The organism is Streptomyces sp. NPDC002403, from assembly GCF_053593015.1.
Genome location: NZ_JBSFBQ010000016.1, coordinates 133281 through 145327, shown reverse-complemented (window position 1 = coordinate 145327; position 12047 = coordinate 133281). Strand labels below are relative to the sequence as shown.

Sequence of the window (12047 nt, the reverse complement as noted above, 5' to 3'; positions counted from 1 at the left end):
CCTGGGAGAGGTGCGGGCGTGGGCGGCTGCCCCGCGCACCCCGCACCCGCCGTCAAGAGACGCTGCTGATCGAAGCCAAGGCCATGAAGGCGGGCGAGGCCGCCCGCCCAGGCGCGGGCCGGAGTTCGCCCTGGCCAGGCCTGCGACCTGGCCCGAACCGCAGCACATCACCATGTTCCTCGTGCCGGGCGGTACGGACGGCTACCGCGACGTGCTCCGCGTCCATACCGAACACGCGTACCTCGTCCCCGGGAAAGCGCCGCTCACCTTCACCCCTCGGGGTCCGGCGTTCCGGCTGCGCTGACCGTACGTCACGGCATCGCCTCCAATTATCACCTATCTGATGCGTTTTCCTTTGATGTGGCCGGTATGGGGGTCTTGTCGTTTGTAGCGTGAACACCGCATCGCTCGAGCTGCCCGATGGAGTCCCAGGGCTCCTTGACGTGTCGTATCCGGTTGTCGGCCCGACGAAGCAGCGTTCCGTCATGACGCAACACCGCCCAGAGGGCCGGCCCGTGCGCCGGCCTTCGTGTGAAAGGGAATCCGTGATTTCGAAAAGCAAGAGGGTCGTGCGTTCCATGGCCGTGGCGCTCGCCACAGCTGCCGCGCTGACCATCAGCATGCCGAGCGGTAACGCCTTCGCCATCGACCACGTCCAGTGTGTCGGCGGGGAGAACTTCTTGAAGATCTGGTCGCACTCCGACGGCCGTGACAGCGTCGACTGCTACGCGAACGCCGGGAAGACCGACTTCGGCGGGTGGTGGGTCGACCGGATCTCCACCGGCAACAACGACCTGATCTACTACGACGCCAACGGTGACTCGGTGAAGATCGAGCGCTGGCACGACATCACCTTCCCGAACCGCCCGCCGAAGGTCGTCGCCATCCAGATCCTGTGACGAGTTGACATCCGGTTGCGAGGAATGACTGTCCCGGCCACGCTCTTCCGGGCGTGGCCGGGACACGCCTCCCAACCACTTGGGACGGGCAGATCGTCCACCGCGTCCACCGCGCCCCGGCCCGCCCGGTGACACCTGCTCGGCCGCCCGGCATCATGGACGCCGTGGACACGCCGATCGACGACTGGATCACCATCGCCGCCTACGAGAATCTGCCGGGCCGCCTCCGCCCGATGGCGGCTGCCCGCGTTTGACTGCGCGACCGCGGCATCGACTGGATGCCCTTCGAACCGGACGAGATCCAATGGGGTTTGGCCTGTGGCATCGGCCCCGACGGCCACTGGCACGGCTGGTTCGACGTCCGCGCCCACGCCGGAGCTCTGCGGCGGCTCGGGCTCCATCCCGACCAGCCCACCGCCCGAGTCACAGGCACATCTCCGCCTGGCTGGTGGCATGCCGCCGCGGAACGCAACGCCCGTGATCGGTATGCCCGGTCGGAGATGCGGTCGCGGCCCTCACCGCGAAGCCGAGAGCCCGTACGGAGACGCGGACAGGTGGACAGCGTCGAGTCCGGAGAGCTCCGGGCAGCCGGACGTCCGTGCTCTCTCAGCCGGTACGGAGGATCCGGAAGCGATCGGGGTCCGCCGGGTCCCGGTCGACGACCTGGACAGGTGGCCAGACCCATTGCCGTACGCCGATGCCCGGCGCACGGGAGAACCGGATCGGTCCGCGGGTGCCCTCGATCGCCACGCGGGGCCATGAATCGGCGATGCCCGCGCGGTCCGTGCCGCGGGAACGCAGTATCGCGGCGAGGACGGCGACGGTGTCCCAGCCCTCGAACGCGACGAAGGAGGGCGTTTCGCCCAGCCGCGCGCGGAGTTCCCTGCCGACGCGTTCGCCGAGCGGACCGATCCGTTCGGGCAGGTAGCGCAGGAACGGGATCCCGGCACCGTCCTCGCCCAGCGCCGCGGCCCATTCGGCGAATTCCGGTTGTCCGGCCGGAGCGCCGATGAGGATCTCCGCGAGTCGCCCGTCTCCCCGGACGGCCCTGACGACGGTCACCGCCGGCTCCGGATGGCCGACCAGCAGGAGGAGCGCCGTCACGTCGTGCTCGACGAGCGCGTCGCACAGGGCCTCGGGGCTGAGCGCGTTCGTGTCGAGTTCGACGACCGTGCCGCCGCGGGAAACGAGGTGATCCCGCAGGAGGCGGGTCCCGGACGCCCAGTAGACGCTCGGCTGGGTCGCCACGGCGATCCGGCGCCGGCCCGCGCCGAGGAGGAAGTCCGCGTAGACACGCCAGCCGCGGGACTGGGCCGGGGCAAGGCGCGCGACCCACTCCGTCGGCTCGTCGGTGAGCGCGTCGAGCACAGCGGACGAGCAGAGGAACGGTACGCCGAGGGCGTCGGCCCGGGCGGCGGCGGCGCGGGCGACGACACTGTGGTACTCGCCCGCCACTGCGGCCACGCCCAGGCCGGCCAGTTCGTCCACGGCCGCCGCGGCGCGCTCCGGGTCGGCCGCGGTGTCCCGGACCACCAGCTCCAGCGGCCTGCCGCCGATCCCCCCGGTCTCGTTGACCTCGCGGACCGCCAGGTCGAGTCCTGCGAGCAGGTGTCGGCCCGCTCCGACCCAGCCGGGCCGCGTCAGCGGGACAAGAGCGCCCAGGCGGACGGGCGACGCGGCCGCGTGCTCCGCTCCGGAAGGCGACGAGGGCTTGTTCATCGGGTGGCGTCTCCCCTGGCATGGTGCGGTCGTGTTCCGGCCGGATCGTATTCCGGCCGGGGCCGGCGGTTCGCGTAGGTCACGTCTCGCCGCGGCGGGCGCGCCCGGGTGATCATGCCGGTCATTGGATCCACCACCATCGCCCCTGGGCAACCGATTACTCGCTCGCCGGACTTCCGGCCGCACGAGGTTCACAGCCACCGCTCGGCTGCCTCGACGCTGTCACCGCCGCTGGTGTTGAACGCGATCGCGGCTCCTGGAGCATGCTTCCGGACGAGGTTCACGATCTGTTCGAAGAACATCACGAGCGGCTCGGGCTTGCGTATCCCGCCCCCGATGACGACGACGTCCCAGTCCCGTTGGGACAATGCCGCGACCACCGTGGACTCGGCTGATCCGTCCGGCGCGATCAGAGTCATGGAAGCGTCGACGGCATGTTCGCCGAAACGGGCGAGCTCCTCGTCCAGGACAGCACGCATGGCGTCCCCGTCCATACCGGGCACCGCGTGCGGGTCGAAACCAAGAATGAGGGCGGAAGGCATGCCCTGCATGACGATCGGCCGGCCGTACGGGTTCCCGCCGCACGAAGCCGTCCGGGTGGCAGCACCGCCCGGGAGCAACGCGGCCCGTCGGAACGATCGAGGCGACTACCAGGTCACCGGCAGGTGCCGGGGGCTCCGGGTGAGAGCGCTCCTGCGCCACTCGACGGCATCGGCCGGCACGGTCAGGCGCAGATCGGGGAGCCGGGCGGCCAGCCGGTGCAGGGCGAGGCGGAGTTCCGTACGGGCCAGAGAGACACCCAGGCAGTAGTGCTGTCCTCCGCCGAAAGCGAGGGTGGGGTGTTCCAACGGGGCGAACAGGTCGGCGAAGGGGGCACCGGGGAAGGCCGCGGGGTCACGGTTGGCCGCGCCGCGGTCGAGGGTGACGAGGTCTCCGGCCCGGATGGTCACGCCTCCGATCTCCAGGTCTTCGGTGGCGCGCAACGGGTTGAAGTGTTTCGCGGGGTCGTTGAGCGGGATCAGGTGGGTCAGACGGTCGGCCAGTACTCCGGCGGCCGCTTCGTCGGTGCCCAGGCGGGCCCAGTCCTGCGGGCGTCCGTCCAGGAGGTAGAGGAGGGCGTTGCCCAGCATGGTCATGGTGGTGTCGTAGCCGGCCGCCACGAGCGTGCTGACGAAGTTGACGAGTCGGGATTCGGGGATGCCGCCTTCGCGGTCGGCGGTCCGTACGAGGGTGCTGATCAGGTCCGGGCCGGGGGTGCTTCGGCGTTCGGCCATGAGGCAGGTGGCGAGTTCGGTGAACTCCCGTGCGGCTTCCGCGGTTTCGTCCTCGGGAACGGAGGGGTCGGGAAAGGCGAGCTCGGTCCAGCGCAGCAGCCGGGTGTCGTCGATGTCGTGGACCCCGAGCAGCTTGTTCATGACTGCGATGGGCAGGGATCGGCTGTAGTGGTCGACGAGGTCTGTGGGCGGGCCGTGCTCGGCGAGGTCGGCGACGAGCCGGTCGGTGACCTCGGCGACCATGGGCGTCAACCGGCCGACCCCCCGAGGGGTGAGGACCCCTTTGGCGGTGTGGCGCAGTCGCAGGTGCCCGGCGCCGTCCTGCTTGGTCATGGCGTCGGGGGTTTCGATGAGGGGCGAGGTGGCCGTCGCCGGCAGCAGGGCTCGGGTGAACCGGTCCTCGGCCAGCACCTGGCGGACGTCGTCGTAGCGGGTGAAGTGCCACGCAGGGCTGCCGCCGGGCAGCGTTGTGCGCCGGGGCGGGCCCGGGGCGGCGAACGTCAGCCGGTGCAGGGGAAGGGACTTCTCGTCGGCGGTCATGGTCCTCCTGACCCCGGGGTACGCGGACGCGTCATCATCCTGACACCGATCGAACACACAGCGTGCAGATGACTGCTGTCAGTGTGTCGCCGGCGCGGCACACCGTGTCCGTGCGGTGCGGCTCCGGTCCGCTTCTCACAACCATCCGGAGCGCTGTGCCTGCAAGGCCATCTGGAAGCGGTTCGCGGCGCCCAGCCGGGCCATCAGGATCTGCAGGCGACGGAACAGCGTGCGACGGCTGATTCCCAGTTCGCGGGCGATGACGTCGTCGCCCGCGCCGCCCGCGAGGAGCCACAGCAGTCGGCGGTCGGCGGGTTGCAGACCGCCCGGGTGCGTGGTGCGGCCGTGGAACGGCAGGGCGTTCTGCCAGGACTGCTCGAACAGCGCCACGAGGGCGGAGAGCAGGCCGCACGGCTGCACGACCAGCATGGTGTTGTGCACGTCGGCCTCTTTGATGGACAACGACACGAGCGCGTACGCCTCGTCGATGATCACGAGTTTGACCGGGACCGACGGCAGTACCCTGGCCTGTTCACCGGCCTTGACGCACGGTTCGATGACGTCCTTCAGGTGGCCCGGATGCTCCAGCGACTCCCGCGAGTACACGACGCGCTGCGTCACACCGCGGGCGAGCGTGGCCAGCGCGTCGTCCGTGGCTCCGGGCAGGGGGAAGTACGGCGGTGACTCGAACTGCCGGATCTGCTCCCGGGCGCTCGCCCAGGCGTGACGCATCCTGGGGCCGATGGCCTCGCCCGTGACGACCTCGACGAGGTGGTCGTTGTAGGCGGCGAGCCGCTGCCGCCGGAACGACTCGAACGCGCCCCCGACGGTGATGCGGGACTCCTCGATCTCGGCCGCCCGGTGCCGGGCGAGGATCTCCAGGCCCGCGGTGGGCGGAACCGGGGCCACCATGTCCCCGCCTTCCTCGGCGGCACTGGCGAGACCGGCGTCGACCAGCGCACCGTACGCCTCGGCCAGTTCCGCACCGCCCAGACCGGACGCCGCCTCGATCTCGCTCAGCGGAGCCGGCGCCAGTTCGAGCAGCGCCAGATAGACCCGGCTCGCCGAGTGATCGATTCCCAGAAGCCGGAGAGCCTCGCCGAGTTTCACGTTCACCATATGTCTCATTGTCGGTGACTCCGGTCAGGGCTGTGGCCGATCCGTGCCAGTGGCATTTCCGGGCACCGATCGGGGGTGGTGCGGGATACCGTCCGGGGGCCGCCGACGAACGGCGGCAGCGAGGGGTTCCGATCCGCCGCGCCGGGAGCAAGGCCGTCCGGACGGCTCGCGCCACCCCTCGTCACTGAGGAAATCCACCCGGAAGAAGGTGTACGCCGTGGCGAAACGCCGCAAGAACGGTCTCTACTCAGGGATCTCCGAGGAACTGTCCGCTCTGATGCGGACGGGGTGGGCGGACACCGAGCGGCACGACCTGCGGCCCGACGAGCAGGCCCCCTACGCGGACCGTCGCCGCGCCGCGCTCTCCGCGCGCTTTCCCGGCGAGCGCCTCGTCGTTCCCTCGGGGAATCTCAAGGTCCGTTCCAACGACGACACCTACCCGTTCCGGCCGTACTCGGGCTACGTGCACATGACCGGGGACCAGGCCCGGGACGGCGCTCTCGTCCTCGAACCCCGTGCGGACGGCGGCCATGACGCCTACTGCTACCAGTTGCCGCGGGACAGCCGGGACAACGACGAGTTCTGGACCGGTTCCACGGCGGAGCTGTGGATGGGCCGGCGCCGTTCCCTCGCCGAGTCGGAGCTCGTGCTCGGCCTGCCGTGCCGGGACGTCCGTACGGCGGCCGACGACCTGGCCGCCGCCTCCGATGCGCCGACCCGGATCGTCCGCGGTGTCGACCCGGCCCTGGAGGCCGCCGTCACCACCGAGGAGGAGCGCGACGCCGAACTCGAAGAGGCACTCAGCGATCTCCGCCTCGTCAAGGACGACTGGGAGATCGCCGAACTCCGCAAGGCCGTGGACTCCACGGTGCGCGGGTTCACCGATGTGATCGGTGACCTCTCCACGGCGATCGCTTCGACCGAGCGGTGGATCGAGGGCACGTTCTTCCGCCGCGCACGCCTGGAGGGCAACGCAGTCGGTTACGGCTCGATCTGCGCCGCGGGCGAGCACGCCACGATCATGCACTGGACGGACAACGACGGTCCGGTGCGCCCCGGGGAACTGCTCCTGCTCGACGCGGGCGTGGAGACGCACACCCTCTACACCGCCGACGTCACGCGCACGCTTCCGATCAGCGGCACCTTCACACCTCTGCAGCGCAAGGTCTACGACGCGGTGTACGAGGCGCAGGAGGCCGGTATGGCAGCGGTCAAACCGGGTGCCGCGTACCGGGACTTCCACGAGGCGTCCCAGCGTCACCTGGCGGCGCGGCTGGTCGAGTGGGGCTTCATCGAGGGCCCGGCCGACCGTGCGTACGAGCTCGGTCTCCAGCGCCGCTTCACCATGGCGGGCACCGGTCACATGCTCGGTCTGGACGTCCACGACTGCGCGGAGGCCAGGCACGAGGAGTACGTCGACGGCGTGCTGGAGCCGGGCATGGTGCTCACCGTGGAGCCCGGCCTGTACTTCCAGCCGGACGACCTCACCGTGCCCGAGGAGTGGCGCGGCATCGGCGTCCGGATCGAGGACGACCTGGTCGTCACCGAGGACGGTCACGAGAACCTGTCGGCGGGCCTGCCGAGGGCGGCGGACGAGATCGAGGCGTGGATGGCCCGGTTCGCGGGCTGACGAAGTCGCGGCAGGAACCGGACGTACTGACCACGGACACGGTCGACGCGGACTCGTCACCATCGCTTCCGCGTCGGCCCCGTGGGACTCCCCCGCCCGCAGGACACATGGAAACCTCCCAGGAAAAGGCGACATGATCTGTCGCCTTTAACGTGCACGGTGGTGCCATGGACAAGCACAGGAACACCCAGCACAACGGCCAGGACGCCCCGCTCGCCGGCCGGATCGCGCTCGTCGCCGGGGCCACCCGCGGCGCGGGACGTGCCCTCGCCGTCGAGCTCGGCCGGGCCGGCGCCACCGTGTACGTCACCGGGCGCACCACCCGCGAGCACGCCAGTGAGGTCGGCCGGACCACGGAGACCATCGAGGAGACCGCGGAACTGGTCACCGCGGCCGGCGGCACCGGCATCGCCGTGCCCACCGATCACCTGGACGAGGACCGGGTACGCGCCCTCGTCGAGCGGATCGACCGCGAGCAGGGGCGGCTCGACATCCTGGTCAACGACCTCTGGGGCGGTGAGCACCTGCTCGTCGGCTCCGTCTTCGGCAAGAAGAGCTGGGAGACACCGCTCGCCGACGGCCTGCGCATCCTGGAACTCGGGGTGCGCTCGCACGTGATCACCGCAGCGCTCGCCCTCCCGCTCCTGGTCCGCTCCGACGCGCCCCTGCACGTGGAGGTCACCGACGGCACAGCGGTCTCCAATCGCCGTTACCGCGAGAACCTCTACTACGACCTCGCGAAGAACGCCCCGATCCGGATCGCCTTCGGACTGGGCGAGGAACTGGCGGAGTACGGGGGGACGGCGGTCGCCGTCACACCGGGCTTCCTGCGCTCGGAGCAGATGCTCGCCCACTTCGGTGTGAGCGAGGAGAACTGGCGCGACGCCGTCGCCCAGGAACCGGGCTTCGCGATCGCCGAATCGCCGCACTACCTCGCCCGCGCGGTCGCCGCGCTCGCCGCCGACCCGGACCGGGCCGCCCGCTGGAACGGGAAGTCCACCTCCAGCGCAGAGCTCGCCAGGGCCTACGGCGTACGGGACATCGACGGGAGTCGGCCGGACGCCTGGGCGTACTTCGAGGACGTCACCTACGGCGGCAAGGACGGTTCCCCGGACGACTATCGCTGAGCGAGCGTCCGGCACCGCGCCGTACCGGACGGCAACGGCCCGCGGAGGCGGGCGCGCGGGCCCACCGGGACCAGCGCATGCGCGCCCTCGCGAACAGCGCCCGCACCGCACCCGTCGGCGGTCCCGCCGCACCCGGCGCAGTGCCGGATACGGCGGGACCGGGAAGATGAGTACGGCGGCTCAGGCCAGGGCGGCACCCGGCCACCGACGATGAGGACCGACACCGTCGAGATCTGGAGGCCGCTCCGTGCTCAGCCGCATCGCCGACATCCTGGTGCCCGCTTTCGGCCGCCTGTCGGTGACCACCGACCCCGGCTGCGAAATCGCACCGGGCAGCATCATCTGTGCGAACCACACGTCCCTCGCGGACCCCGCCGTCGTGATCGCCGCGCTGCGTCGCCTCGGTGCCGAACCGGTCGTCATGGCGGCCGCAGGCCTGTGGCGCGTCCCCGTACTCGGCCGCTCCCTCGCCCGCGAAGGGCACATTCCCGTACACCGCGGCGACCGGCGGGCCGCGGCCGCGCTCGACCTCGCCGCCCGGGCCCTCGATCGGGGCAGGTGCCTGCTCATCTACGCCGAGGGCGGGCTGCCCCGCCGCAAGGACGCCGCGGAGGCGGCCCCCGGCAGCTTCCGCAGCGGCCTGGCCAGGCTCGTCGAGCGCACCGGCGCCCCCGTCGTTCCGGTCGGCCAGGCCGGCGCGCGACGGATCACCTCCGGTGGTGTGGTGAAGCAGCTCGCCGGTCTGGCGACAGCACCCGCGCGCCGGCCGGATCTGCACGTCCACGTGGCCGCGCCGCTGGCCCTGGTGGGTGACACCGCAGCGTGTACCGCGCGGGCCCGCACCGCGGTGACCACGGCATGGCGCACGGCGGCCGCGCACCTCGGCGAGCCCGCCGCGCTCACCACGCGGTTCGCATAGTCGTCGGCTCGACGGGGACCGCGGCGTGCGTCGGCCTGTGCCGAACTCCTCGGTGACCCGTCCCGTTCCCTGCCCGCGCCGTGGGGGTGCGGCCCGACCACGGGGCAGCCTGTTCGAGTTGTCCGGCAAGGGTCAGCGGTTCGAGGGGCGAGGACTCGACGGGGGATCCGCTCGAGCGGCGCCGCACTGTCGCGTACGGTGCGACTGACGCTGCCGTGGACGGCCAGACCGTTGAAGACCTCGTCGGCGTCGCGGCCCGTGCAGACCCGGCCACGGGTGGGCTTTGGTCCGGATCGGCCGTTGCAGGCGGCGGGGATGCGCAGCGAACCGGCGGCGTCGGTGGCGTGTGCGATCGGGACCGCTCAAGCAGCCCGTCGGCCTTGCCGAACGACCACAGGAACGTGCCCCCGGCCGCACCGCACCCCGCCAGTACCGCCGGCCGTCGGTCGTCGGCTCATGCGGTGACCCTGGCGATGAACGCCGTGAGGTTCACGACGGTCCGCCGGATCTTCTCCTCCAGGCTGAGCGACTCCGTCGGACGGCCGTCCAACTCGGTGACGAGGTAGGCCCGGTCGGGGCCCTGGGGTCCCTCCAGCCGAGGAAGTCCGGACAGGGGCTTCATGAAGGACACGCCAGTTTGCCTAATATCTATAGGCAAATGCATAATGGTTATCGTCGAACAGGAGGAAGATTATGGTTAGAGTGGGGCTGACACCGGAGCGTCTGACTCTGGCGGGGGCGGAACTGGCCGACGAGGTCGGTTTCGATCAGGTGACCGTCTCGGCACTCGCCCGGCGGTTCGATGTCAAGGTCGCGAGTCTGTATTCGCACCTGAAGAACTCCCACGAGCTGAAGACCCGAATCGCACTGTTCGCGCTGGAGGAACTCGCCGACCGGGTCGCCGATGCCGTGGCCGGGCGTGCCGGCAAGGACGCTCTGGCCGCCTTCGCGGATGCCTATCGCGACTATGCGCGGGAGCACCCGGGTCGCTACGCCGCCGCCCGTCTCAGGCTCGATCCCGAGACGGCGGCCGCCAGCGCCGGGGTGCGGCACGCACAGATGACGCGGGCGATCCTGCGCGGCTACGACCTGACGGAGCCGGACCAGACGCACGCGGTGCGGATGCTGGGCAGCGTCTTCCACGGCTACGTCAGCCTGGAGCTGGCCGGCGGCTTCGAGCACAGCGCCCCCGACTCGCAGGAATCCTGGGCCTGGATCGTGGATTCCCTCGACGCCCTGCTGCGGAACCGGGCCACAACACCCTGACCGGTCCTCCGCACCGCCGGAGGCGGACGCCCGCGCCGGGCACCGGCGCATCCGAACACCGAACATTCGGAAATCTCGATCAACAGGCTGAGGAAATGAACACCGAGCACGACACGATCACCACTCCTGTCACCACGGACATCCTGCGCGGCCTCCTCGACGTGGAAGCGACCGCGCACGGTCTGCTGCCCCATCGGCTGCCCGCCCGGGCGCGCAGGCAGATCCCGGACGACCAATTGGCCGTGGCCGAGGCCCAGCCCTCCGGCGTGCGGTTGGTCTTCCGCACCCGGGCCACCACGATCGAACTGGACACACTGCCCACCAAGCGCGTCTACCGGGGATTCCCGGCCCCGGCGGACGGTGTGTACGACCTGCTGGTCGATGGCCGTCTCGCCGCCCAGGCCACGGTGACCGGCGGCAACGTACGCACGATCACCGACATGGTCGCCCAGACCTCCGAGTTGTCACCGGGACCTGCCGGCACCGCCCGGTTCACCGGCCTGCCGACGGGCGACAAGGACATCGAGATCTGGCTCCCGCACACGGAGATCACCGAACTCATCGCCCTGCGCACCGACGCCCCCGTCGAGAAGGCTCCGGACAGCGGGCGCCGGGTGTGGCTGCACCACGGCAGTTCCATCAGCCACGGCTCGAACGCCACGCATCCGACCGCCATCTGGCCGGCCCTGGCAGCCGCCCAGGGCCGGGTGGACCTCGTCAACCTGGGGTTCGGCGGCAGCGCGCTGCTCGACCCGTTCACGGCCCGTGCGATGAGGGACGCTCCCGCGGACCTGATCAGCGTCAAGGTCGGCATCAACATCGTCAACGGCGACGTCATGCGCCTTCGCGCCTTCTCGCCCGCGGTCCACGGCTTCCTCGACACCATCCGCGAGGGGCATCCGACCACGCCGCTGCTGGTCGTGTCCCCCGTCCTGTGCCCGGTGCAGGAGGACACTCCCGGTCCTCTCGCGCCCGACTTCGACGGCGGCGCCCTGCGGTTCAAGGCGACGGGCGATCCGGCCGAACGCGCCGCCGGGCGCCTGACGCTCAACATCATCCGCGACGCACTCGCCCGGATCGTCGAGCAGCGGGCGGCCGACGACCCGAACCTGCACTACCTCGACGGCCGGGACCTCTACGGGGAGAAGGAGTACGCAGAATTCCCGCTGCCCGACGAGGTCCATCCTGATCCGGCAGGACACCGCCGCATTGCCGAGAACTTCGGGCGGCTCGCGTTCGGCGAAGGCGGCCCTTTCGCGACCAGGACCGGCTGACCAGGACCGGCTGCCCGGCCGGTCGCTTCGGAACACTCCCAGTTCGAGCGGGAAAAGGGGACCATCGAACTTCGATTCACCTGATCCCGATCCGGCGCCGTACGGCGACATCGACACTTCCTGCGTCCGCTGCCGGCCCCGGGGCCGGAACCACGCGTACGGGGAGTGAGCACGCTGCCGTCCGCAAACGTGCTGCCACCGTGCGGGACCGCCCGGCCGATCCGCTCACCCTCGTCGGCATCGCGGCCCAAGTGCGCCTGAGCGTCCACCGAGCAGACCG

At 70.8% G+C, this 12047-nt stretch carries 13 protein-coding genes and 2 pseudogenes; 9 read left to right on the top strand and 6 right to left on the bottom strand.

The window, feature by feature from the left end; translation table 11 throughout:
* Window positions 1–172 precede the first annotated feature (172 nt).
* The 4 genes and pseudogenes from ACWCPY_RS19955 to ACWCPY_RS19940 form a co-directional block, all read left to right on the top strand.
* Window positions 173–304 carry a hypothetical protein gene (locus tag ACWCPY_RS19955; RefSeq protein ID WP_451266719.1) on the top strand — a complete coding sequence of 44 codons (132 nt, stop codon included), beginning with the start codon at window positions 173–175 and terminating at the stop codon, window positions 302–304.
* 274 nt (window positions 305–578) lie between these two features.
* On the top strand, window positions 579–899 hold the full coding sequence (locus ACWCPY_RS19950; protein ID WP_451266715.1) for a beta/gamma crystallin domain-containing protein: 321 nt from the start codon (window positions 579–581) through the stop codon (window positions 897–899).
* 53 nt (window positions 900–952) lie between these two features.
* The gene (locus ACWCPY_RS19945; RefSeq protein ID WP_451266659.1) at window positions 953–1153 is read left to right on the top strand and encodes a hypothetical protein; all 201 of its coding nucleotides are present in this window, start codon (window positions 953–955) and stop codon (window positions 1151–1153) included.
* 24 nt (window positions 1154–1177) lie between these two features.
* A pseudogene (locus ACWCPY_RS19940) lies at window positions 1178–1375 on the top strand (hypothetical protein); the annotation flags it as partial.
* Between the two features lie 130 nt (window positions 1376–1505).
* Here the strand turns inward: ACWCPY_RS19940 and ACWCPY_RS19935 are convergent.
* From ACWCPY_RS19935 to ACWCPY_RS19920, 4 genes are all read right to left on the bottom strand, one after another.
* Window positions 1506–2618 carry an ABC transporter substrate-binding protein gene (locus ACWCPY_RS19935; protein WP_451266657.1) on the bottom strand — a complete coding sequence of 371 codons (1113 nt, stop codon included), beginning with the start codon at window positions 2616–2618 and terminating at the stop codon, window positions 1506–1508.
* 191 nt (window positions 2619–2809) lie between these two features.
* Window positions 2810–3160 carry a hypothetical protein gene (locus ACWCPY_RS19930; RefSeq protein WP_451266655.1) on the bottom strand — a complete coding sequence of 117 codons (351 nt, stop codon included), beginning with the start codon at window positions 3158–3160 and terminating at the stop codon, window positions 2810–2812.
* Between the two features lie 105 nt (window positions 3161–3265).
* Window positions 3266–4432, bottom strand: coding sequence for a cytochrome P450 (locus ACWCPY_RS19925; RefSeq protein WP_451266653.1), 1167 nt, complete (start codon window positions 4430–4432; stop codon window positions 3266–3268).
* Window positions 4433–4567: 135 nt separating this feature from the next.
* Complete coding sequence (locus ACWCPY_RS19920; protein WP_451266651.1) at window positions 4568–5551, bottom strand: LuxR family transcriptional regulator; 984 nt, start codon at window positions 5549–5551, stop codon at window positions 4568–4570.
* A 217-nt stretch (window positions 5552–5768) separates the two neighbouring features.
* Here ACWCPY_RS19920 and ACWCPY_RS19915 point away from each other — a divergent pair, with 217 nt between their 5' ends.
* The 3 genes from ACWCPY_RS19915 to ACWCPY_RS19905 all read left to right on the top strand — a co-directional run bounded on the left by ACWCPY_RS19915 (window position 5769) and on the right by ACWCPY_RS19905 (window position 9227).
* Window positions 5769–7181 (top strand): aminopeptidase P family protein, encoded by a 1413-nt coding sequence (locus ACWCPY_RS19915; RefSeq protein WP_451266649.1) that lies wholly within the window; start codon window positions 5769–5771, stop codon window positions 7179–7181.
* Window positions 7182–7348: 167 nt separating this feature from the next.
* Complete coding sequence (locus tag ACWCPY_RS19910; RefSeq protein WP_451266647.1) at window positions 7349–8308, top strand: SDR family oxidoreductase; 960 nt, start codon at window positions 7349–7351, stop codon at window positions 8306–8308.
* A 247-nt stretch (window positions 8309–8555) separates the two neighbouring features.
* A complete protein-coding gene (locus tag ACWCPY_RS19905) occupies window positions 8556–9227 on the top strand; it encodes a lysophospholipid acyltransferase family protein (protein WP_451266645.1) in 672 nt (223 codons plus the stop codon).
* A gap of 128 nt (window positions 9228–9355) precedes the next feature.
* Here ACWCPY_RS19905 and ACWCPY_RS19900 read toward each other — a convergent pair.
* Window positions 9356–9586: pseudogene (locus ACWCPY_RS19900) on the bottom strand (amidase family protein); the annotation flags it as partial.
* Between the two features lie 95 nt (window positions 9587–9681).
* On the bottom strand, window positions 9682–9858 hold the full coding sequence (locus ACWCPY_RS19895; protein ID WP_451266643.1) for a hypothetical protein: 177 nt from the start codon (window positions 9856–9858) through the stop codon (window positions 9682–9684).
* Window positions 9859–9920: 62 nt separating this feature from the next.
* Between ACWCPY_RS19895 and ACWCPY_RS19890 the strand changes: the two genes are divergently transcribed.
* Both ACWCPY_RS19890 and ACWCPY_RS19885 read left to right on the top strand, forming a co-directional pair.
* Entirely contained in the window at window positions 9921–10493 is a 573-nt protein-coding gene (locus ACWCPY_RS19890; RefSeq protein ID WP_451266641.1) for a TetR/AcrR family transcriptional regulator, read from the top strand.
* A 95-nt stretch (window positions 10494–10588) separates the two neighbouring features.
* A complete protein-coding gene (locus tag ACWCPY_RS19885; RefSeq protein ID WP_451266639.1) occupies window positions 10589–11767 on the top strand; it encodes a GDSL-type esterase/lipase family protein in 1179 nt (392 codons plus the stop codon).
* Window positions 11768–12047 lie beyond the last annotated feature (280 nt).